This is a genomic window from Mycetocola sp. TRD_SC_2, from assembly GCF_055361225.1.
This window is the reverse complement of the sequence record NZ_CM143954.1, coordinates 2482384-2506054: the sequence shown is the minus strand read 5'-3', so window position 1 is coordinate 2506054 and position 23671 is coordinate 2482384. Positions and strand designations below refer to the sequence as shown.

Annotated in this window: 11 protein-coding genes, 1 tRNA gene and 3 rRNA genes; 12 read left to right on the top strand and 3 right to left on the bottom strand. The window is 63.2% G+C overall.

Annotation, left to right across the window (positions count from 1 at the left end):
• Window positions 1-153: 153 nt before the first annotated feature.
• The 3 genes from ACWA1Q_RS12005 (at window position 154) to ACWA1Q_RS11995 (ending at window position 6199) form a co-directional block, all read left to right on the top strand.
• Window positions 154-5052, top strand: coding sequence for an ExeM/NucH family extracellular endonuclease (locus ACWA1Q_RS12005; RefSeq protein WP_463757623.1), 4899 nt, complete (start codon window positions 154-156; stop codon window positions 5050-5052).
• Window positions 5053-5139: 87 nt separating this feature from the next.
• A complete protein-coding gene (locus tag ACWA1Q_RS12000) occupies window positions 5140-5757 on the top strand; it encodes a hypothetical protein (protein WP_463757622.1) in 618 nt (205 codons plus the stop codon).
• Between the two features lie 49 nt (window positions 5758-5806).
• Window positions 5807-6199 (top strand): SseB family protein, encoded by a 393-nt coding sequence (locus ACWA1Q_RS11995; protein ID WP_463757621.1) that lies wholly within the window; start codon window positions 5807-5809, stop codon window positions 6197-6199.
• Window positions 6200-6212: 13 nt separating this feature from the next.
• Here ACWA1Q_RS11995 and radA read toward each other — a convergent pair whose 3' ends face one another.
• Window positions 6213-7571: a DNA repair protein RadA gene (gene radA, locus ACWA1Q_RS11990; RefSeq protein WP_463757619.1), complete on the bottom strand. Its 1359-nt coding sequence runs from the start codon at window positions 7569-7571 to the stop codon at window positions 6213-6215.
• Between the two features lie 73 nt (window positions 7572-7644).
• On the opposite strand from radA, the gene ACWA1Q_RS11985 reads away from it, so the two are divergent.
• From ACWA1Q_RS11985 to ACWA1Q_RS11945, 9 genes are all read left to right on the top strand, one after another.
• Window positions 7645-7735 (top strand) — tRNA-Ser (locus ACWA1Q_RS11985).
• A 71-nt stretch (window positions 7736-7806) separates the two neighbouring features.
• On the top strand, window positions 7807-8706 hold the full coding sequence (locus tag ACWA1Q_RS11980; protein ID WP_463757618.1) for a hypothetical protein: 900 nt from the start codon (window positions 7807-7809) through the stop codon (window positions 8704-8706).
• Between the two features lie 591 nt (window positions 8707-9297).
• Window positions 9298-10820 (top strand): 16S ribosomal RNA (locus tag ACWA1Q_RS11975).
• A gap of 494 nt (window positions 10821-11314) precedes the next feature.
• A 23S ribosomal RNA gene (locus tag ACWA1Q_RS11970) occupies window positions 11315-14445 on the top strand.
• Window positions 14446-14600: 155 nt separating this feature from the next.
• Window positions 14601-14717 (top strand): 5S ribosomal RNA (gene rrf, locus ACWA1Q_RS11965).
• Together the 16S, 23S and 5S rRNA genes form the textbook arrangement of a ribosomal RNA operon.
• A gap of 126 nt (window positions 14718-14843) precedes the next feature.
• Window positions 14844-15995 carry an NAD(P) transhydrogenase subunit alpha gene (locus ACWA1Q_RS11960; RefSeq protein ID WP_463757616.1) on the top strand — a complete coding sequence of 384 codons (1152 nt, stop codon included), beginning with the start codon at window positions 14844-14846 and terminating at the stop codon, window positions 15993-15995.
• Window positions 15995-16300 (top strand): NAD(P) transhydrogenase subunit alpha part 2, encoded by a 306-nt coding sequence (locus tag ACWA1Q_RS11955; RefSeq protein ID WP_463757614.1) that lies wholly within the window; start codon window positions 15995-15997, stop codon window positions 16298-16300. The genes ACWA1Q_RS11960 and ACWA1Q_RS11955 overlap by 1 nt, the downstream gene beginning before the upstream one ends.
• Window positions 16297-17676 (top strand): NAD(P)(+) transhydrogenase (Re/Si-specific) subunit beta, encoded by a 1380-nt coding sequence (locus ACWA1Q_RS11950; RefSeq protein WP_463757613.1) that lies wholly within the window; start codon window positions 16297-16299, stop codon window positions 17674-17676. The genes ACWA1Q_RS11955 and ACWA1Q_RS11950 overlap by 4 nt, the downstream gene beginning before the upstream one ends.
• A gap of 63 nt (window positions 17677-17739) precedes the next feature.
• The gene (locus ACWA1Q_RS11945; protein ID WP_463757611.1) at window positions 17740-18240 is read left to right on the top strand and encodes an FBP domain-containing protein; all 501 of its coding nucleotides are present in this window, start codon (window positions 17740-17742) and stop codon (window positions 18238-18240) included.
• A gap of 7 nt (window positions 18241-18247) precedes the next feature.
• Here ACWA1Q_RS11945 and ACWA1Q_RS11940 read toward each other — a convergent pair whose 3' ends face one another.
• Entirely contained in the window at window positions 18248-19024 is a 777-nt protein-coding gene (locus tag ACWA1Q_RS11940) for a DNA-formamidopyrimidine glycosylase family protein (RefSeq protein WP_463757610.1), read from the bottom strand.
• A complete protein-coding gene (locus tag ACWA1Q_RS11935; protein ID WP_463757608.1) occupies window positions 19017-23648 on the bottom strand; it encodes an ATP-dependent helicase in 4632 nt (1543 codons plus the stop codon). Before ACWA1Q_RS11935 ends, ACWA1Q_RS11940 begins: the two co-directional genes overlap by 8 nt.
• Window positions 23649-23671: the final 23 nt, after the last annotated feature.

Here is a 23671-nt window from a genome sequence, read left to right as displayed (position 1 = left end):
GCTAGCTTTTACTCACTGTTTACCCCTCGGGTGAATCGACGACACACGGCGACCCTAGCCTTGCGGGTGTTGCTGCGTGACCTCTGGCCAGTGCCGCAATGACGCGCACTGCCGGTGCGCCGCATTCAGCCGTCGACGAAACTCGGGAGACCAATGTTGCTGTCCAAGCGCCTCTGGCGTACCACCGCCCTCGCATCCCTGGTCGGTCTCGCGGCCGCACCGCTCGCGGTACTACCCGCATCCGCCAGTGTCGACGGCACAGGGGTGGTGATCAACGAGGCGTACCTCTCCGGCGGCAGCGCCGGAGCGGCGTTCTCGAACAAGTTCGTCGAGCTCTACAACCCGACCGATGCCGAGATCGACATCAGTGACTGGTCGCTGCAGTACCGATCCGCGACGGGCGAAGGTGCGCCGTCGAGCGTGGTCGACCTCAACGGAACCATTCCGGCGAAGGGCTATTACCTCGTCGGCGGAGGCAGCAACGGAAACAACGGCAGCCCGCTGCCCGTCCCGGATACGTCTCTCGGCGGTTTCAACATCTCCGGCACGTCCGGCACGATCCTCCTCGCCAACGTGCCGACCGCGCTCACGCCGGACCAGCTCCCGGCGGGCTCGACCACCGGGAACACCTTCATCGTCGATGCGCTCGGCTACGGGACGTCGAACACCTTCGAAACGGCGTCGGCGACGGCACCCGCCGGAAACACTGACGTCAAGAGCCTGAACCGAACCGGCTTCGCCGACACCGACAACAACGCGTCGGACTTCACCCTCTCGACAACGATCACCCCGCAGAACATCGCGAGCAGCGACCCGAGCGTCCCGACGGATCCCACCGACCCGCCGACGGACCCGGAAGAACCGACCGACCCGACCGACCCTCCGGTCGAGCCTGGGACAGTGACGATCGCCGAGATCCAGGGCACAGGTGACGCGAGCCCACTCGTCGGTGACACGGTCACCACGTCGGGGATCGTCACCGCGGTCTATGAGACCGGCGGATTCGACGGCTTCTACCTCCAGACCCCGGGAACGGGCGCGAATGCAGCCGGCCAGGCGGCATCCGACGCGATCTTCGTCTACTCGCCGAGCACCGTCGCATCCGTCGACACGGGAGCCTACGTCGAAATCACCGGCGCGGTCTCCGAATACTTCGGCATGACGCAAGTGACTGTTGCCGACCCCGATGGGCTCACGCCACTCGATGCCACCACGGTGACAGCACCGGTGCCGGCAGCCGTCGCGTTCCCCGCCGATGACGCCGCGCGTGAGCGACTCGAAGGAATGCTGATCGCGCCGGCGGGCGACTACACCGTCACCGACGTGTACAGCACCAACCAGTACGGCGAAATCGGGCTCGTCGCCGCGACGACGCCGCTCGTCAACCCGACATCGCTCGGTGCCCCGGGAACCCCTGCCCACGACGCAGCGACTGCTCGGTTCGAGACAGAACTCGTCACGCTCGACGACGGGTCTACGGTCAACTTCCTGAGCTCGGCCAACAACGGCGCGAACAAAGATCTTCCCCTGCCGTACCTGTCGACGACCGCCCCCGTGCGCGTCGGAGCGCCGGTAACCTTCACCGACCCGGTGATCCTCGACTTCCGCAATAACAACTGGAAGTTCCAGCCGACTCGTCACCTCACCGGTGACAACGCAGACACCGTGCAGCCCGCCACCTTCGGCAACACGCGTACCGCTGCGCCCGCGAACGTCGGGGGCGACATCACACTTGCAACTTTCAACGTGCTCAACTACTTCGCGACGACCGGTGCCGAGCGCACCGGCTGCACCTTCTACACCGACCGCGACGGCATCCCGATCACGGTGAACAACTCGGATGCCGCCGGTTGCGGCGTTCGCGGCGCAGCGGATGCAGCGAACCTGGCTCGCCAGCAGGCCAAAATCGTCAACGCGATCAACGCGCTCGACGCCGATGTCGTCTCACTCGAGGAGATCGAAAACTCCGCTCGAGTCGGCAAGGATCGCGACTTCGCCCTCGGTGTCCTCGTGGACGCGCTCAACGCAGACGCCGGGAGCGACGTGTGGTCGTTCGTGCCGTCACCCGATGACGTCCCCGAGAACGAAGACGTCATTCGCACCGCCTACATCTACAAGGCGGATGCCGTCGAAACCGTCGGTTCGGGACGCATCCTTCTTGACTCTCCCGCCTTCGGCAACGCACGCGAACCCAACGCGCAGGCATTCCGGCCGGCAGGGGGAGCAGACTCCGGGACGTTCATCGTGATCGCCAACCACTTCAAGTCGAAGAGCAACTCCGGTGCCACGGGGGACAACGTCGACACGGGGGAGGGCGCGTACACGGGCGACCGGGTCCGCCAGGCTGAAGCGCTCGTCGCTTTTGCCGATGAGCTGGCTGCCGAGTGGGAGACGGAGCGCGTGTTCCTCACCGGCGACTTCAACTCCTACGCCCAGGAATCCCCGATCCAGGTGCTCGAAGACGCCGGCTACATCAGCCAGGGCGACAAGAGCGGCAAGTACACCTACCAGTTCGGCAAGGCCGTCGGTTCACTCGACTACATCTTCGCCTCGAACGAAGCCGACACCACGGTGACCGGCGCCGACGTCTGGAACATCAACTCGGTCGAATCGATCGCCCTGGAGTACTCGCGCTACAACTACAACGCGACGAATCTCTACGACGAAAGCCCGTACCGGTCGAGCGATCACGATCCCGTGCTCGTCGGCATCGACGCGGACTCGACCACGTCGACCCTCAACCTCCTGAACATCAACGACTTCCACGGACGGATCGACGCCAACACCGTGAAGTTCGCTGGAACGATCGAATCGCTGAAGGCACAGTTCGGCGCTGACCAGTCGCTGTTCCTCTCGGCGGGCGACAACATCGGAGCGTCCCTGTTCGCATCGTCGTCGTTGCTCGACCAGCCCACCATCGACGTGCTGAACGCGCTCGGCCTTGCTGCGGCAGCTGTTGGCAACCACGAGTTCGACCAGGGCTACGACGACCTCGTCGACCGGGTGATGAACGGCGGGCAGAACGCCCGCTTCGACTACCTCGGAGCGAACGTCTACCTGAAAGGCACCACGACCCCTGCGCTTGACGAGTACGCGATCTTCGAGGTCGACGGAGTCGACGTTGCGGTGATTGGTGCCGTTACGGAGGAGACACCAACCCTCGTTTCCCCTGCCGGAATCGCTGACCTCGACTTCGGGGACCCCGTCGAAGCAGTCAACCGCGTCGCCGCTCAGCTGAGCGATGGCGATGAGTCCAACGGAGAGGCAGACGTCATCGTCGCCGAATTCCACGAGGGCGCAGGTTTTGGCATCCCCGACGGATCAACCCTTGAAGAAGAGGTTCTCGCCGGCGGTGCCTTCGCCGACATCGTGTCGAAGACGTCGGCCGAAGTCGACGCCATCTTCACCGGGCACACCCACAAGCAGTACGCGTGGGACGCACCGATCCCCGGGGTAAGTGGCGAAACCCGGCCGATCCTCCAGACCGGAAGCTACGGCGAGAACATCGGACAGATCGTTCTCACCGTGGACACGGCCACGGGGGAGGTGACGTCCTACGAAGCGAGGAACGTCGCCCGTCTGGCCACCGACGACGCCGAATTGATCGCCACCTACCCGGCGGTCGCCGAGGTCGACCGGATCGTGCGTGCGGCCATCGCGGAGTCGGACATCATCGGAAACCAGGTGGTCGGAAGCGCCACGGCACCGATCACGACCGCTTTCGCCAATGGTGTGCGTGACGACAGATCGAGTGAATCCACGCTGGGAAACCTTGTGGCGAACTCGCTCGTCGAATCGCTCAGCTCGGCGGATCGAGGCGGTGCCGAAATCGGTGTTGTGAACCCCGGCGGACTTCGCGCCGACCTGGCAGCAGGCGACATCACCTATGCCCAGGCGAACGCAGTCCTGCCGTTCCTGAATAACCTTTGGACGACGACGCTCGATGGCGAACAGTTCAAGGAGATGCTCGAGCAGCAGTGGCAGCTCGACGAAGACGGCAACGTCCCGTCTCGCCCCTACCTGCAACTCGGACTCTCCGACAACGTCAGCTACACGTTCGACCCCGCGCGTGCGCAGGGTGACCGGATCACGAGCATCACTGTCAACGGCGCTCCGATCGATCCGGCAGCGGATTACCGGATCGGGTCGTTCAGCTTCCTGCTCCAGGGTGGTGACAACTTCCGCATCTTCAACGAGGGTGCCAACACGAGGGACTCCGGTCTCGTCGATCGCGATGCCTGGATCGACTACATCCGGACCAACAGCCCGCTGTCGCCGAGCTTCGACCGCCGCTCGGTCCAGGTGACCGGCATCCCCACCGGCCCGGTCGTCGAGGGCAGCACGCTCACGCTGAACCTCGCGAAGCTCGACCTCACGTCGACCGGAAGCCCGGTGAACACGACCGTTACCGCCGCGATCGACGGCACGACAGTTGCGACGGCCCCGGTAACCGGTGGGGCAGCGACAGTGTCGTTCACCGTGCCGGAGGGCGCGGGTGAGAAGACGCTGACGATCGTCGCCCAGGAGTCGGAGACGACGGTGACCCTGCCGCTGACCGTCACCTCGGGCGCGCCGACACCGGCGCCGGAAGACCAGCTGACCGAGGCGCTGAAGGACCTGATCACGGTGATCGGTGCATTCGTCCGGGGTGAGGATGTCGCCATCCAGCTCCTGCAGGAATGGATCGGAAAGTACGTGTCGATCTGGCTCTACTCCGAGCCGGTGATGCTCAGCGACGGTCTTGTGCAGGTCGGCGAAGACGGGCGTGTCATCGTGACCGTTCCCGAGGACGCCCCGCTCGGTGAACACCGGGTCGTTGCGCTGGACGAAAACGGCGACGTCATCGGCTGGACGGATGTCGAGGTCCTCGCCGCAGCCGCGGGGCCGGGCGACCCCGGAGAGCCGGGAGCTGGCGGAGGAGCCGCGGGCCCAGGTCGACCTGGCTCGTTGGGCAACACCGGTGGCGAGATCGCCCCTGCGGTCGCTTTCGCCCTCCTGTTGCTCATGGCCGGCGCAACCGCCGTGATCGTGAGCCGCCGCCGCAAGGCATAGCTGCTCAGAGGACGCGCGGAGGGACGCAATCGCGACCCTCCGCGCGTCCTGTGCGTGCGGCATCCGCCCGCTGGTTATCCTGAACCCATGTCGAGAACCGATGGCACCGGCCGCGCGCCACGCAGCGTGTACGTGCGCAGGCGGCTCTGGGTCCTTGCCGGCCTCGTCGCCGTCATCGCGATCATCGCACTCGTCATCTGGAAGCCGGGCTCGACGGGGGCTGAGCCCCGTGAAACGCCAGCGGCGAAAAGCGTGCCGACCGCGACATCGACACCCGCCGAGACGCCGGGGGCGATCGCCGACTGCGCTGACGGGGACGTTCTCGTCGAGGCACTCACCGACAAGAACACCTACGGTGCAGACGAGCGTCCGCAGTTGTCGCTGCAGATCACGAACACGACGGACGAAACCTGCAGCATCAATGTCGGCACGGCTGCCCAGGTGTTCACCATCAAGAGCGGAACCGACGTCTACTGGACGTCGACCGACTGCCAGATCGAGCCCGCGGACGCGGTCGTCGAACTTGAGGCCGGACAGGTGGTCGCCTCAACCGCCCCCATCGCCTGGGACCGGACCCGGTCAACCCCGTCGACGTGTGATGGGGAACGTCCCGCCGTCCCGGCCGCCGGCGCCTCGTACCACCTGTCGACATCGGTTGGCGGGTTCGAGAGTGAGACGTCGAAGCAGTTCATCCTCGCCGGATAAGCGACTCCTGCTGAGCGCGGACCCCACAGGCTCTGCAAGACTGGACACCATGTCGAAAAAGAAGAAGCAGCTGTCGTTTCGATCCGACACTCTCGCGGAGGCGCTGGCACAGCAGGACATGGCCGCTGTCGCTTTCGCGTTGCGCAACGACTGTGTTGTCGTACCGCTGATCAGCGCTGGTCAGCAGGACAAGCCGACCGACGCCGGCGAGGTCTGGACCTACCGTGAAGCCGACACCGGACGGATTGCATTGCTTCTGTTCTCCGATGCGGAGAACAAACCGGCAGCCTTGCCGCCGCTCGTCGGGCTGTACGATGGAGTCTGGTTGCACACCTTCTTGCGTACGCATCAGGAGCAGATCCACACGGTCTTTTTCGATATCGCCGGTCCTCACCCGATGCAGGCAGCACCGGACGAACTGCTTCGGGTTCTCGCCCTCTAACTCAGAAGATCGTTTAAAAAACGCTGTCGAGCTCTTTGTCGAACGACGACCCGGCGGCGTTCTTCGCCGAGGCGAGGGCTTCGCGGATGCTGCCGGCCCTGGCGTCGACGATCGTCCGGTAACCGAGACGAGTCGCCTCAGCCGTGCGTTGTTTCGCAGCGGCGACGGGCCGCACCTCACCGGCCAGGGAGATCTCACCGAAGGCAGCGAAATCGTGCGGTACCGGGTAGTCCGCGGCAGCCGATGCGATTGCGATGGCGATCGCGAGGTCTGCGCCGGGCTCGGTGAGTTTCACGCCGCCGACCGTTGAGACGTAGACATCTTTGTCGTGAAGCTTGATCCCGGCGCGCTGGGAGAGAACGGCGAGGAGCATCGCGACGCGCGACGAGTCGACGCCGTTCGTCACGCGGCGCGGGTTCGGCATCGGGGTGTCGAGCACGAGTGCCTGGATCTCAACCGGGATGGCGCGCTTGCCCTCCATCGACACAGTGACGCACGTGCCCGACACCGCTGCTCCGCGACTGAGGAACAGCGAACTCGGGTCCGGTACCTCAGCGATACCGTCGCCGGTCATCTCGAAGCACCCGACCTCGTCGGTCGGGCCGAACCGGTTCTTCAGCGCACGCACGAATCGCAACGACGTATGGCGGTCGCCTTCGAACTGGCAGACGACATCGACGAGGTGTTCGAGCAGGCGAGGACCCGCAATGCTGCCGTCTTTTGTGACGTGGCCGACGAGAAGCACAGGCAGCCCTCGCTCCTTGGCGACCCGGATCAGTGTCTGCGCGACTTCGCGCACCTGACTCGGTTGCCCGGCAATGCCGTCGGACAGTGGACTTGAGACGGTCTGGACCGAGTCAACGATGAGGAGCTGCGGTTTCACCGCGTCGATCTGGCCGAGGACCACACCGAGGTCGGTTTCGGCCGCGAGGAACAGGTTGTCGCTCAGCGCCCCCGTCCGGCGGGCGCGAAGCTTGACCTGGTTGACCGACTCCTCGGCGCTGACGTAGAGAACGCGCGACTTCGCCTTGGCAGCCTTGGCGGCGACCTCGAGAAGGAGGGTGGATTTGCCGACTCCCGGTTCACCGGAAAGCAGAATCGCTGCGCCAGGGACGATGCCCCCGCCGAGCACGCGATCGAACTCGTCGATCCCCGTCGGCCAGTGCGCGACATCCGCTTCGGTGAATTCGGTGATGGGGCGCGCCGACCGGTCCGCCGAGACGGGGGAGGAGGTGACGCGCGAGATGAGACCGGTTTCGGTCGCGACGTCGACAACGGTTCCCCACTGCTGGCACTCGCCGCACCGGCCCGCCCACTTAAGGGTCTGCCACCCGCACTCGGTGCACTTGAAGGTCGAGGTCGGTTTAGCCATGCTCCGAGCCTAACCGCGGGGTACGACACTGCTCGGTTCGCGCGCGCTCTGTTGATCCATTACACTCGACGGCGGTGGCGTGTCCGAGCGGCCGAAGGTGCAACTCTCGAAAAGTTGTGTGCGTCTAAAGCGCACCGTGGGTTCAAATCCCACCGCCACCGCCAACAAGAACCCCCGTGACCTCGGTCGCGGGGGTTCTTTCCTGTGCCGGAGGGATCGCCTCTAGACTGGCGCCGTGACTGATGCCGCTCCCGTACTTGGACTCCTGCTCGACGTCGATGGCCCGATCGCCAGCCCGGTCAGCCGGAGCGTCGCCATCCCCAGCATTGCCCGCGATCTGGTGGAACTCGCGAACGGGGGAGTGCCGATTGTCTTCAACACCGGCCGCTCCGACGCGTTCATTCGCGACGAGGTGGTCCCGCAGCTGCTGGCAGCCGGCCTGGGCGATGCCGCTCGCGTCTGGGCTATCTGCGAGAAGGGCGCTGTCGTGGTGAGGATCACCCCCGCCGGTTTCGGCGAAATCGACGTCGATGAGAAGCTCGCGGTTCCCCCTGCCTATGCCGACGCGATTCGTGAACTTGTCCTGGCGTCGTACGACGACGTGGTGTTCTTCGACGAGACGAAGCGCGCCATGGTGTCTGTCGAACAAAAGATCGACGTATCGGCCGATCATTTCAACGCCCGCCGGGACGCTTTCGATTCGGACGCCGCTCGAGAGCTCGAAGCACAGGGTCTTGGCTATGAGTGGGGGATGACCATCGTGACGGATGCCGCGGGCAACGTCCCGTTCCGTATCGACCCGACGATCATCTCCACCGACATCGAGTCGGTCAAGCTCGGCAAGGACCTCGGAGCGAGCAAGTTCCTCGCCCTGCTCGAGAAGGATGGCGCGGTACTTCCGTCTCGCTGGCGCACCATGGGAGATTCCCGTACCGACTACGCCATGGCGGACTGGCTTCACGAGCAGGGATATGACGTTGTTCATGTCGATGTTCGCCCCGCCGACGGAGTACCGGAGACGCCGTATCCCGTGCGGCACCACTCCACCCTGATCCACGACGAGGCCGGTGCTCTGTATCTGGGGGTTTGGGTCCGGATGCTCCGCGGCGAGCTCGGCGACGACGATTCCGTCTAGCCCGGCGAAACCCCCGGAATTTCGGGGTTGTCGGATGCGACACGCCCGGACCGCTCAGGCAATTTGCGGGGGTACCGGGATGTGCGTAAAGTAATCACTCGTCACCCCAAAGGTGCGGCAGAGCGAATAGCTCGCCGGCCTCATGCGGGACCAAATCCCAGGTAAAAGAACAGGCACTCTTGAGTGTCGGCGTTTACTGCCTTAGGATTAACAACCTCCACTCGAAGAAGCTGAAGAAATTCAGGCGATTGTTTGGTGCGCCGACTTTTACAGTCGGAGCCGAAAACACTCGATTTGACAAGAACTTCTAGAGTGGTAAGTTAGAGAAGTTGCCCTGCGGAGCAGCCCGGAAGGGTGAAAAGCAGGAGCATCCGATCCTTGAGAACTCAACAGCGTGCACAATGTCAAATGCCAAATACCCGTCGGCTTGATCTTTTGATCGAGTCGCGGATTCCTTTGGAAAACATTTAAACAACAAAGCAAGTCAGTAATGATTTGTTCTGTCAGTTTCAAACTCGCAGTGCTTTCACCTATTCCGGTGGGGTGCTGCAACTAATGTGCCGGCGCCTTCGGGTGTTGTGCAATTAAACATTTACGGAGAGTTTGATCCTGGCTCAGGACGAACGCTGGCGGCGTGCTTAACACATGCAAGTCGAACGATGATCCCCAGCTTGCTGGGGGGATTAGTGGCGAACGGGTGAGTAACACGTGAGTAACCTGCCCTTGACTCTGGGATAAGCGTTGGAAACGACGTCTAATACCGGATACGACCAGCCCCGGCATCGGGTGTTGGTGGAAAGAATTTTGGTCAAGGATGGACTCGCGGCCTATCAGGTAGTTGGTGAGGTAATGGCTCACCAAGCCTACGACGGGTAGCCGGCCTGAGAGGGTGACCGGCCACACTGGGACTGAGACACGGCCCAGACTCCTACGGGAGGCAGCAGTGGGGAATATTGCACAATGGGCGAAAGCCTGATGCAGCAACGCCGCGTGAGGGACGACGGCCTTCGGGTTGTAAACCTCTTTTAGCAGGGAAGAAGCGAAAGTGACGGTACCTGCAGAAAAAGCACCGGCTAACTACGTGCCAGCAGCCGCGGTAATACGTAGGGTGCAAGCGTTGTCCGGAATTATTGGGCGTAAAGAGCTCGTAGGCGGTTTGTCGCGTCTGCTGTGAAAACCCGAGGCTCAACCTCGGGCCTGCAGTGGGTACGGGCAGACTAGAGTGCGGTAGGGGAGATTGGAATTCCTGGTGTAGCGGTGGAATGCGCAGATATCAGGAGGAACACCGATGGCGAAGGCAGATCTCTGGGCCGTTACTGACGCTGAGGAGCGAAAGGGTGGGGAGCAAACAGGCTTAGATACCCTGGTAGTCCACCCCGTAAACGTTGGGAACTAGATGTGGGGACCATTCCACGGTCTCCGTGTCGCAGCTAACGCATTAAGTTCCCCGCCTGGGGAGTACGGCCGCAAGGCTAAAACTCAAAGGAATTGACGGGGGCCCGCACAAGCGGCGGAGCATGCGGATTAATTCGATGCAACGCGAAGAACCTTACCAAGGCTTGACATATACCGGAAACGGCGAGAGATCGTCGCCCCGCAAGGTCGGTATACAGGTGGTGCATGGTTGTCGTCAGCTCGTGTCGTGAGATGTTGGGTTAAGTCCCGCAACGAGCGCAACCCTCGTTCTATGTTGCCAGCACGTAATGGTGGGAACTCATGGGATACTGCCGGGGTCAACTCGGAGGAAGGTGGGGACGACGTCAAATCATCATGCCCCTTATGTCTTGGGCTTCACGCATGCTACAATGGCCAGTACAAAGGGCTGCAATACCGTAAGGTGGAGCGAATCCCAAAAAGCTGGTCCCAGTTCGGATTGAGGTCTGCAACTCGACCTCATGAAGTCGGAGTCGCTAGTAATCGCAGATCAGCAACGCTGCGGTGAATACGTTCCCGGGCCTTGTACACACCGCCCGTCAAGTCATGAAAGTCGGTAACACCCGACGCCGGTGGCCTAACCCTTTATTGGGAGGGAGCCGTCTAAGGTGGGATTGGTAATTAGGACTAAGTCGTAACAAGGTAGCCGTACCGGAAGGTGCGGCTGGATCACCTCCTTTCTAAGGAGCATGTGCCAGTCCGTCTGTCTACAGCGGAACAACTGGCCAAGTCAGATCAGGACGAACGTTCCTGGCTGGCGCTCATGGGTGGAACATTGACATTGATGCGGATTCGAAGAGTCCGGTATGAGTACACCTTCCCTTTACGGGGTCGGAAGGAAAGCACCGGGTTGGCCGGGTTCGTATATTGCACGCTGTTGGGTCCTGAGGGACCGGAACGGAACACGGAAGTGTTTCGGACTGTACCTCTGGACCTTCTCCTGTTGGCAGAACCGTTTGGTGGCCGGCAGGGTGGGTACCGCCCGTACTTTGAGAACTACACAGTGGACGCGAGCATCTTAGATTTGAACACGCAAGTGTTCAAATCATATTGACTCAGCGTATTTAGGCCGGCTCTTTGAGCTGGTGTGATGCGTTGGGTTATCAATTGATCTGATTTATCAGATTCATTGGTCAATTTTTCCGAAACGAAAAATCGATTCAAACTCATGTGATTGCAAGTTTTTAAGAGCAAACGGTGAATGCCTTGGCATCTGGAGCCGAAGAAGGACGTAGTAATCTGCGATAAGCCTCGGGGAGCTGATAAACAAGCTTCGATCCGAGGATTTCCGAATGGGGAAACCCCGCCAGGCGGAGCAATTCGACCTGGTGACTCCCGCCTGAATATATAGGGCGGGTAGAGGGAACGTGGGGAAGTGAAACATCTCAGTACCCACAGGAAGAGAAAACAACAGTGATTCCGTCAGTAGTGGCGAGCGAAATCGGAACAGGCTAAACCGAGCATGTGTGATACCCGGCAGGGGTTGCATGTTCGGGGTTGTGGGACTTTTCAGTACTGGCTGCCGCTGGTACGGCGTTACAGAGCGTTATAGACGAACAGGATTGAAAGCCTGGTCAGAGAGGGTGCGAACCCCGTAGTCGAAATGACGTGATGGCGCGAAGAGTATCCCAAGTATCACGGGGCCCGAGAAATCCCGTGTGAATCTGTCAGGACCACCTGATAAGCCTAAATACTCCCAGATGACCGATAGTGAACAAGTACCGTGAGGGAAAGGTGAAAAGTACCCCGGGAGGGGAGTGAAATAGTACCTGAAACCGTTTGCTTACAAACCGTTGGAGCCTCCTTGTAGGGGTGACAGCGTGCCTTTTGAAGAATGAGCCTGCGAGTTAGCGATATGTGGCGAGGTTAACCCGTGTGGGGTAGCCGTAGCGAAAGCGAGTCTGAATAGGGCGATTCAGTCGCATGTCCTAGACCCGAAGCGAAGTGATCTATCCATGGCCAGGTTGAAGCGCGTGTAAGAGCGCGTGGAGGACCGAACCCACTTAGGTTGAAAACTGAGGGGATGAGCTGTGGATAGGGGTGAAAGGCCAATCAAACTTCGTGATAGCTGGTTCTCTCCGAAATGCATTTAGGTGCAGCGTTGCGTGTTTCTTGCCGGAGGTAGAGCTACTGGATGGCTAATGGGCCCTAAAAGGTTACTGACGTCAGCCAAACTCCGAATGCCGGTAAGTGAGAGCGCAGCAGTGAGACGGTGGGGGATAAGCTTCATCGTCGAGAGGGAAACAACCCAGACCACCAACTAAGGTCCCCAAGCGCGTGCTAAGTGGGAAAGGATGTGGAGTTGCACAGACAACCAGGAGGTTGGCTTAGAAGCAGCCACCCTTGAAAGAGTGCGTAATAGCTCACTGGTCAAGTGATTCCGCGCCGACAATTTAACGGGGCTCAAGCACGCCACCGAAGTTGTGGCATTGACGTATTAGGTAGGCCGCACATTTAGTGTGTTGGTCCAGCCATGTTGATGGGTAGGAGAGCGTCGTGTGGCCAGCGAAGCGGCGGTGTAAACCAGCCGTGGAGGCCACACGAGTGAGAATGCAGGCATGAGTAGCGAAAGACGGGTGAGAAACCCGTCCTCCGAATGACCAAGGGTTCCAGGGCCAGGCTAATCCGCCCTGGGTAAGTCGGGACCTAAGGCGAGGCCGACAGGCGTAGTCGATGGACAACGGGTTGATATTCCCGTACTGACGAAGAACCGCCCAAACCAACCCAGTAATGCTAAGTGTCTGAATCCTTCTGATTGATCCCTTCGGGGTGAGACGGGAGGCCTAGCGCACGACCCTATGCTGGCACGGTTAGCGTATTAACAGGTGTGACGCAGGAAGGTAGTCGGTCCTGGGCGATGGTTGTCCCAGGCCAAGGTCGTAGGCCGAGAGATAGGCAAATCCGTCTCTCATACAGGCTGAGAACTGAAGGGGAGCCCGCAAGGGCATGATCCGATGATCCTATGCTGCCAAGAAAAGCATCGACGCGAGGTTCCAGTCACCCGTACCCCAAACCGACTCAGGTGGTCAGGTAGAGAATACCAAGGAGATCGAGAGAATCGTGGTTAAGGAACTCGGCAAAATGCCCCCGTAACTTCGGGAGAAGGGGGGCCTGACACGTCAACGGATTTACTCCGGGAAGCGTGGTAGGGCCGCAGAGACCAGTGGGAAGCGACTGTTTACTAAAAACACAGGTCCGTGCCAAGTCGCAAGACGATGTATACGGACTGACGCCTGCCCGGTGCTGGAAGGTTAAGAGGAACGGTTAGCCGCAAGGCGAAGCTGAGAATTTAAGCCCCAGTAAACGGCGGTGGTAACTATAACCATCCTAAGGTAGCGAAATTCCTTGTCGGGTAAGTTCCGACCTGCACGAATGGCGTAACGACTTCCCAGCTGTCTCAACCGCGAACTCGGCGAAATTGCACTACGAGTAAAGATGCTCGTTACGCGCAGCAGGACGGAAAGACCCCGTGACCTTTACTACAGCTTGGTATTGGTGTTCGGTGTGGCTTGTGTAGGATAGGTGGGAGACTGTGAAGCTGGCACGCTAGTGTCGGTGGAGTCATTGTTGAAATACCACTCTGGTCATATTGGATATCTAACTTCGAACCGTAATCCGGTTCAGGGACAGTGCCTGGTGGGTAGTTTAACTGGGGCGGTTGCCTCCTAAAAAGTAACGGAGGCGCCCAAAGGTTCCCTCAATCTGGTTGGCAATCAGATGTCGAGTGTAAGTGCACAAGGGAGCTTGACTGTGAGACTGACAAGTCGAGCAGGGACGAAAGTCGGGACTAGTGATCCGGCAGTGGCTTGTGGAAGCGCTGTCGCTCAACGGATAAAAGGTACCTCGGGGATAACAGGCTGATCTTGCCCAAGAGTCCATATCGACGGCATGGTTTGGCACCTCGATGTCGGCTCGTCGCATCCTGGGGCTGGAGTAGGTCCCAAGGGTTGGGCTGTTCGCCCATTAAAGCGGTACGCGAGCTGGGTTTAGAACGTCGTGAGACAGTTCGGTCCCTATCCGCTGCGCGCGCAGGAAATTTGAGAGGATCTGACCCTAGTACGAGAGGACCGGGTTGGACGAACCTCTGGTGTGTCAGTTGTTCCGCCAGGAGCACCGCTGATTAGCTACGTTCGGGATGGATAACCGCTGAAAGCATCTAAGCGGGAAGCCGGCCTCGAGATGAGATTTCCACGCCTTCGGGCGAGAGGCTCCCAGCTAGACTACTGGGTTGATAGGCCGGATGTGGAAGAGAGGACTAACGACTCTCGGAGCTGACCGGTACTAATAAGCCGATAACTTGATAATCAAACCCACCCTTGAGGTGGGAGCATGAAATTTGTTTCGATGTTTCGAAAAAATTGCATGATGCTCCGCGTCCACTATGTGGTTCTCGATGTACGGTCGAGAACCGAACAGACTTATGTTTGTTCGATTCAGTTTTGACTAACGTCAACAATTGTTTCGGCGGCCATAGCAAGAGGGAAACGCCCGGTCACATTCCGAACCCGGAAGCTAAGACTCTTTGCGCCGATGGTACTGCAGGGGGGACCCTGTGGGAGAGTAGGACACCGCCGGACTTAACTTAGATAGACCAGAAAAGCCACCCTTCGGGGTGGCTTTTCTGCGTTAACGCGCCGTTCTTCAGGAGCGGCCGAGGAACGACTACTCTCGGAGACACTAACGCTCACGAACGAAGGAGTTCCGTGGTCAGCAGGGTTTTCATCCGCGCCGAGAAAACACTCGGTGAGAGACGGGTTGCCGCAACGCCCGAGAGCGTCCGGAAGCTCCTGGCAGCTGGGCTCGAGGTTCACATCGAGACCGGTGCCGGACGCACGGCCGGAATTCCCGACGCCAGCTACCTGGCTGCGGGTGCCGAGGTCGGAGAGGTCCCGGCGCTCACCGCCGGCGATGTTCTCTTCCACGTTCGACCACTGTCGGTGGAGGACATACGCACACTGTCGAGCGGTGTGATCACCATTGGCACCGTGGACCCCTTCCGCCACCCCGACGTCCTGAAGGCATCCGCGTCCGCCGGAGTGACAGCATTTGCTCTCGACCTTCTTCCGCGGATCTCCCGCGCCCAATCGATGGACGTGTTGTCGTCGCAGGCTCTCATCGCCGGCTACAAGTGCGTACTCCTCGCAGCGGATGCCTTCGAGCGTATGTTCCCGATGACGATGACCGCTGCCGGAACTCTCGCTCCTGCGCGGGTCCTCGTGCTCGGCGCCGGAGTCGCCGGTCTGCAGGCGATCGCCACGGCGAAGCGGCTCGGCGGGGTCGTCAGCGCATACGACGTCCGCTCCTCATCGGCCGAGGAAGTCCGTTCGGTCGGAGGAACGTTCATCAGTCTCGACCTCGAGGCGGCGGACGCCAGCGGCGGTTACGCCAAGGAACTTGGCGAGGCACGTGCCCGGCGACAACAGGAACTCCTGACCCCGCATGTCGAAGCCGCAGACATCCTCATCACGACCGCTGCCGTTCCCGGCCGGCCGGCCCCGCGGCTGGTTACGTCCGCGATGATGACCCGGATGAGGGCGGGTTCGGTCGTCGTTGATCTCGCGGCGGAATCCGGCGGCAACGTCGAAGCATCCGTTCCAGGTGAGAGGGTGCCGTTCGCGGTGAACGGCGGGACGGTCACGGTCATCGGAATCCGCGACATCCACTCGGAACTCGCTGTCGACGCATCGAAGCTCCTGGGGATGAACTTCGCCAACTTCCTTGCGGTGCTGGCGGTGGACGGTGCCGTTGTTCCCGACTTCAGCGATGAGCTCGTGAGCGGGTCGTGTCTCACGCGCGGGGGAGCGATCGTGCACCCGCGCCTGGCCGACGTCGTGGCAGAGGAGGTGACCCGCTGATGGATGTCTTCGCCCTCGTCACGATCACCGTCCTCGCCGTGTTCCTCGGCTTCGAGGTCGTCTCGAAGGTCTCGAGTACGCTGCACACTCCGCTCATGTCCGAGGCGAACGCCATTCACGGGATCATCCTGCTCGGTGCGATCATGGTGGCCGGGCAGGCCGATGACCCACTTCTCCTCGCGGTGTCACTTCTCGCGGTCGTGCTCGCGACCATCAACATCGTCGGTGGCTTCGTGGTCACGGACCGGATGCTCGTCATGTTCGCTGCGAAACCTCGCCGGGCGCGCAAGAGGGATGGCTCATGAAACTCCTCAATGAGTCTGCGGTTCTCGCCGGCTACCTTCTCGCGGCGGTGCTCTTCATCCTCGCCCTGAAGGGCCTCAGTTCACCTCGGAGAGCTCGACGGGCCAACAGGCTCGGCGCCGCGGGCGCCATCGTCGCAATCGTCGTCTACGTGCTCGGGCACGACATCGCCAACGGAGTCTGGATCACCGCTGCGGTTCTCGTCGGCACCCTCATCGCCGTCCCAGCGGCACGTCGGGTACAGATGACGCAGATGCCGCAACTGGTGGCCGCGTTCAACGGGGTGGGTGGCGGTGCCGCCGCCCTCGTGGCCGTCGTCGAGTTCACCCACGCGCCCGACGGGTGGGCCAGTTCGGTGATCGCGTTCACGGTCTTCATCGGCGGACTGTCGCTCACCGGCTCTTTCATCACCTTCGGAAAGCTTCAGGGCATCATCACGTCGCGGGCGGTGATGTTCCCCGGGCTCGGTTTTCTCCTGGCGATCCTCGTGGCGGGGGCGGTGGCATCCGCCGTCGCAATGGTGCTCACGGGAAGCATGCTCTACGCGATCGTGCTGCTCGCCCTCGGCCTTGTCGTCGGGGTCCTGTTCGTGCTGCCGATCGGCGGCGCGGACGTGCCGATCGTCATCTCGCTGCTGAACGCCTTCACCGGGCTCGCCGTCGCGGGGTCCGGGCTGGTGCTCTCGAACGTTCTCCTGCTCATCGCCGGCACTCTTGTCGGCGCGAGCGGAACCATCCTCACCGTGTCGATGGCGACAGCGATGGGTCGCAGTGTTCCCGGCATCGTTTTCGGCGCGTTCAGATCGGTCGCATCGGGCGGGGCGGATGCCGGTGGCGCCGATCGCCCCGTTCGTACGGTGAGCGCGGAGGACGTCGCGATCCTGCTCGAGTACTCGAGCAAGATTGTGATCGTGCCCGGCTATGGTCTTGCGGTGGCCCAGGCTCACCACGCCGCAGCCGAGCTTGCCGAGGTCCTCACGGCCAAGGGCGCTGATGTCGTCTTCGGCATCCATCCCGTCGCGGGCCGGATGCCCGGCCACATGAACGTGCTGCTGGCCGAGGCCAACGTGCCGTACGAATCGCTCGTCGAGATGGATGTCGTGAACGGACAGTTCAAATCCACCGACCTCGTCCTCGTCATCGGCGCCAACGACGTGGTCAACCCTGCGGCGCAGTCCTCACCCGGCTCGCCGATCTACGGAATGCCAATCCTCCACGTCGCCGAAGCAAAGCAGGTTATCTTCCTCAAGCGCAGTCTCAAGCCCGGGTTCGCGGGAATCGAAAACGAGCTGTTCTTCGATCCGAAGGTGTCCATTGCTCTCGGTGACGCGAAGGCGACCCTGTCGGAACTGCTGACCGCAGTGAAAGCGGGCGTCTGACGGGAGTTGAAGCGGGCACTGTCGGACTCTAGGCTGGGAAACCGTTCGGACGAGGGAGGCGAGATGGAACGACTGACGGAAGTTCAGATCCGGGAATCGATGGTGAATTGTTCCCGGGAGGAAGCATCCGCCCTGTTCGTGCCGTCGGGACTGGCCTTTGCGCCGTGGGATGAACTCGACTACTTCGGGTGGGGCGATCCGAACTCTCCTGGCCGCTTCTCGCTTGTGTACTGGCGCGGAAACCGGCCGGTGGGAATCGTGCTCAGACGGGCTGATCGCAGGTCGTCCCGCCGGCCCCAGATCCACATGTGCAGCTTCTGTCATACGTCCCAACCGGCGGGGGAGGTCGCGCTGTTCACCGCCCCGCTTGCCGGGATCGCCGGGCGGAACGGCAGCACCGTCGGAACCTACATCTGCGCCGAGCTGACCTGCTCTGCCCATGTGCGGGCGCAGCCGGTCGCTGCGCCGATTCCAACGACCGCATCGACGATTCTGCGAGGAAGCAGGACCCAGCTGCTCGAGCGGCTCGATCGGTTCGTTGCCGACGTCGAACGCCCCCGGTAGCGCCGGTTCAGGTCTGGCAGCGTGCGCACCAATAGGTGACCCGCTCCTGCAGGTCAGTCGGGCCGAGTTCGCCGGTTCGGATGCGGGTGCCGCACCGACGACACGGTTGCCCGGCCCGGCCATACACCCAGGTGCGTCGCCCCGGCCGGGTGTCTCCGGTCGTCGTGCGCTCGGTCCGGTCCCGGTTGGCGAGGATGAGGCGCGTCGACAGCGCGACAAGAGCCGCGGCATCCGTCTCGCCGATCGGACGGGTCGGCAGGATGCCACGGACGAAACAGATCTCATTGGCATACACATTGCCGAGGCCGGCGAGGTTGCGCTGGTCGAGGAGCGCGACGGCCGTTGAGCGCTCCGGCGCAGCTTCGAGCCGCGCGAGAGCTTCGGCAGCGTTCCAGTCGTCGCCGAGCAGATCGGGCCCCAGATGCCCGACAACGGTGTGTTCATCTTCGCGGGCGATGAGCTCGACGATGCCCAGTTCAAATCCGACGCTGAGCCACTCGGCTGAACCCACGAGTGCCCGGGCCTGGAATGCCGGGCGCTTCCAGCGCGAACCCGGCTGGTAGAGGTGCCACGAGCCCTCCATTTTGAGGTGACTGTGCAGGCTGAACTCACCGACGCGGTGAAGAAGGTGCTTGCCGCGGCTGACGACACCCTCGATTCGCTCGCCGGTCAGGTCGCTCGTGGCGAAGGCGGGTACGCGGATGTCCCACGTCGTGACAACGGCACCCGCGAGCACGTCGTTGAGGTGGCGGGCAGCTCGCCAGACGGTATCGCCCTCAGGCATGCCGCATCCTCAGCCCGCGCGGGGTTTCAGTGAACCCCGCTTCGCGGAGAGCAGCGCCCGCTGGCGTGCCGAGCACAAAGCCGCCGTTCACCTTCTCGACGGCGAGCTTGTCGACTCGGCCCTGGCGGACCAGGCCGGCAAGGGATGCCGCAGCCACGGCGAGGACGGCCTCATCATCGGTGAACGCGAGCAGTGTCTTTCCTCCGCGCTCGACGTAAAGGATGAGCGCGCCGTCGACGAGGGTGACGAGGCTCCCCGCCTTGCGGCCGGGGCGGTGCTTCGTGCCTGGACTGTCGACCGCCGGCCAGCCCAGCGCCGCGCCGTACGGGTTCGCCGGGTCGGTGGCCGCGAGGCTCACAACGACCCGGTCTGCTGCGTCCGGAACGTCGTTGGCGTCGTTGCGCGCGAACGACCGCAGCCGGTCGATCGTGCCCGCGGTTGCGAACTGGGCGGCACCAAGTCCGTCGATGAAATATCCGCGCCGGGCCCTCCCGGTGTCTTCGAACGTGCTCAGCACACGATAGGTGAGGGCGAATCCGCCCGGAACGCCCTCGCTCATCACCGACCCGCGGGTCACGACGCCGTAGCGCTCGAGCAGGGTCTCGGCCGTCGCCGCGGTGCGCACCGTGGCATCCTGTTCGGCGAGGGGGAGGACCGACCAGCGTCCGCCGAGGGCGGGAGCGACTCGTGTCTTCATGCTGGGCCGGCTGAGCGGACGCCCGCGGTACATCCGCGATCGGGGTGCGGCGCGCTGGGTTCGGTGCGCTCCGCCCCCGTGACCGGTGAGGGTTCGCAACGGAGCGAGAGTGTCGTTGGTGATGAGACCGGCCCACACCAATTCCCAGAGTGCGGTGACGAGGGACGCGTCGTCGGCGGACCCGGTCACTTCGGCGAGCTGGGGGAAGAAGAACGCGCCACCGCCGCCGAGGGCGAGGAGCACCTCGCGCTGCAACTCGTCAGGCTGGTGCTCCGGTACGAGGGGAAGGGTGAGGTGGGCGGTCTCGGCGAGGTGCATCGCGACCCAGCCGTCGTTGCCCGGCAGGGATCCGGCGCCGGACCACAGCACCTCGCCGGTCGCCGTGAGCTCATCGAGCATCGCCGGTGAATAGTCCAAAACCCGCTGCGGGAGAATGAGCGACTCCCACGCCGATGCCGGAATATGGGCGCCAGCGAGCTGATCGATGACGGATGCCACACCGTCGACCCCCCGCAAGCGGCTGCCCACGTTCTGCCAGCTCGGCAGGAACCGTGCAAAGGCATGCTGCTCCACGGGTTCGACCTCATGCCGCAACGCTGCGAGGGAACGAACCCGGAGGCGGCGGAGGACCTCGGAGTCGCACCACTCGGTGTTGTCGCCGATCGACTCGCGACCGGTGGCGAGGAACTCACCGCGCATCACCCGGCGAGCATCCGCGAGCCGCACCAGCGTGTGCTGGGCGACGGCGCTGCCCAGGCCGAACCGGTCGGCAGCCTCCTGTGTCGTGAACGGCCCGTGGGTGCGGGCGTAGCGGGCGATGAGGTCACCGACCGGGTCGGCGACGGGTTCGATGAAGGCGTCGGGAACGCCGATCGGCAGCGGAACGCCGAGCGCGTCGCGAAGCCGGGAGGCGTCTTCGATCGCCGTCCACCAGTCACGGCCGGCAAAAGTCACATTGAGGACGCGTTTCGTGCGCACCAGTTCGGCGAGGTGCACCGTGGCATCCTCGAGCGGATGCTCCGACTCGAGCCGCTCGGCCGTCTCGTCGAGCGTGAGCGGACCAAGCATCCGCAACAGGTCGGCGACGCCCTCGACACCGCGGGCCTTGCGGGACTCCGCGAGTCGCTGCAGTTCGCTCTCGGTCTGCGTGATGACGCCGGGATCGAGCAGCTCGCGGAGTTCGACCTGGCCGAGCAGCTCCGCCAGCAGGGCGGAATCGATCGTGAGCGCCGCCGCCTTGCGTTCGGCGATCGGGCTGTCGCCCTCGTACATGAACGCCCCGACGTACCCGAACAGGAGCGACTTGGCGAACGGCGACGGCGTATCCGTCGTGGTTTCGACGATCCGGATGCCACGACTCGCGAGCTTCTTCGCGATCCCGAGCAGTGCGGGAAGATCGTAGGCGTCCTGCAGGCACTCGCGGACGGTCTCGAGAATGATCGGAAACGCCGGATACTTGCGGGCGACGTCGAGCAGCTGCGCCGACCGTTGGCGCTGTTGCCAGAGTGGGGCACGTTTGCCAGGTGAGTAATTGGGCAGGAGAAGCGCACGAGCGGCGCACTCGCGGAACCGTGAGGCAAACAACGCGGACCCACCGACCTGCTCGGTGACAACCGCTTCAAGTTCGTCGGCGTCGAAGACGAACAACTCGGCGCCCGGTGGCTCGAGTTCGGTGTCTGGAATGCGCACGATGATTCCGTCGTCGCTCGCGATCGACGCTCCGTCGATGCCGAATCGCTCCTGCACGCGCGCGCCGACGGCGAGAGCCCATGGCGCGTGCACCTGCATGCCATACGGGGAATGGAGGATGACCCGCCAGTCTCCGAGTTCGTCGCGGGAACGTTCGACGACGAGTACCTTGTCGCTCGGGATGTGTCCGGTGGCGGTGCGCTGCTCAGTGAGGTAGGCGAGGAGGTTGGTGGCGGCGCGCGAATCGAGGCCAGCCCGGGTGAGCCGGTCGGTGGCATCCGTCGCTGTTGCGGTGTCGATGTCGCGCCGGAACGCTCCGACCGCTTCGCCGAGTTCGGCTGGGCGGCCGAGTCCGTCGCCCTTCCAGAAAGGAAGCCGGCCGGGTTGCCCGTATGCCGGTGTCACGATGACGCGGTCGTGGGTGATCTCCTGGATCTTCCAGCTCGTTGCACCGAGGGCGAAGACGTCGCCGACGCGCGACTCGTACACCATCTCCTCGTCGAGCTCGCCGACCCGGGAACCGGCACCCGATGCGTCACCCGACGCCATGTACACGGCGAAGAGGCCACGATCGGGGATGGTTCCGCCGCTCGTCACGGCGAGGCGTTGCGCACCGGGCCGGCCGGTGAGGGTCCCGGCGTCGCGATCCCAGACGATGCGGGGGCGCAGCTCGGCGAATTCATCGCTCGGGTATCGTCCGGCGAGCAGGTCGAGGGTCGCCTCGAACGCCGAGCGTGGCAGCCGGGTGAATGGCGCGCTGCGCTGTACCTGCTCGAACCAGACCTCGACGTCGATGGGCTCGAGCGCCGTCGCGGCCACGGTCTGCTGGGCGAGGATGTCGAGCGGGTTGGTGGGGACGGCGAGGGATTCGATCTGCCCGGACACCATGCGCTCGGATGCCACGGCCGAGTTGACGAGGTCCGCCCGGTGCTTCGGGAACAGCACCCCACGGGAGATCTCGCCCACCTGGTGGCCGGCGCGCCCGACCCGCTGGAGCCCGCTCGCGACGGAGGGAGGCGACTCGACCTGCACGACGAGGTCGACCTCGCCCATGTCGATGCCCAGTTCGAGGCTCGAGGTGGCGACGACGCAGCGCAGGCGACCGGATTTGAGGTCGTCTTCGATGAATGCCCGCTGCTCTTTCGACACCGACCCGTGGTGGGCGCGGGCGAGCTGCGGGGCTGCTTCGTCGCGGGCGGCGGTCTGCCCGCTCGCTCCGATCAGGGCTGCTGGCGGCCGCGGGCCGCTCGACGCGCCCCCGCCGACAACGACGAGGTCATCGGCCGGCTGCTGCTCGGCCATGCGCTCGTCGTAGATCTCGTTGAACCGCGCGGTGAGACGCTCGGCGAGTCGCCGGGAGTTGCTGAACACGATCGTCGATCGGTGTTCGAGGATCCGGTCGACGATCGCTTCCTCGACGTGGGGCCAGATCGAGCCGGCCCGTTCACCGTCTGGAACGACGGCACCCGCTGCCGACCCTTCGCGCGGTTGGGCGGCTGAAGCGAGGTCGGTCATGTCGTCGACGGGAACGACGACGCGCAGGTCGAACCGTTTGGACGCCGGTGGAGCGACGATTTCGACCGGGGCGGTGCCGCCGAGGAACCGGGCGACCTCCTCGCGGGGGCGGACGGTAGCGGAGAGACCAATCCGCTGTGCAGGTGCCTCGAGCAGCGCGTCGAGTCTCTCGAGCGACAACGCCAGATGAGCGCCGCGCTTGGTTGCGGCGACGGCGTGAACCTCGTCGATGATCACCGTCTCGACGGAACGCAGGGTCTCGCGTGCCGCTGACGTGAGCATGAGGAACAGTGACTCAGGAGTCGTGATGAGGATGTCTGGTGGGTTCTTGGCGAGATTCCGCCGATCGGCGGCGGGAGTGTCGCCGGAACGGACGCCGACGGTGACGTTGGGGACGCTGGAGCCGTGACGGACAGCGGTTTGCGTGATGCCGACGAGGGGCGCCCGGAGGTTTCGTTCGACGTCGACGCCGAGCGCCTTGAGCGGCGAGATGTAGAGCACGCGAGTGCCCGTCTCCTCCGGCCGGGGTTCGGAGATCAAGCGGTCGATCGACCAGAGAAAGGCCGAGAGGGTCTTGCCTGACCCCGTCGGGGCGACGACGAGCGCGTGTGAGCCGCGGGAGATGGCATCCCACGCCCCGGTCTGGGCGTCGGTGGGCGCGGCGAACGCGCCCCGAAACCAGTCGCGGGTCGCGGGGGAGAACCGCTCGAGAACGTCGCTCACGTTCCCATCCTGCCGCACACCAC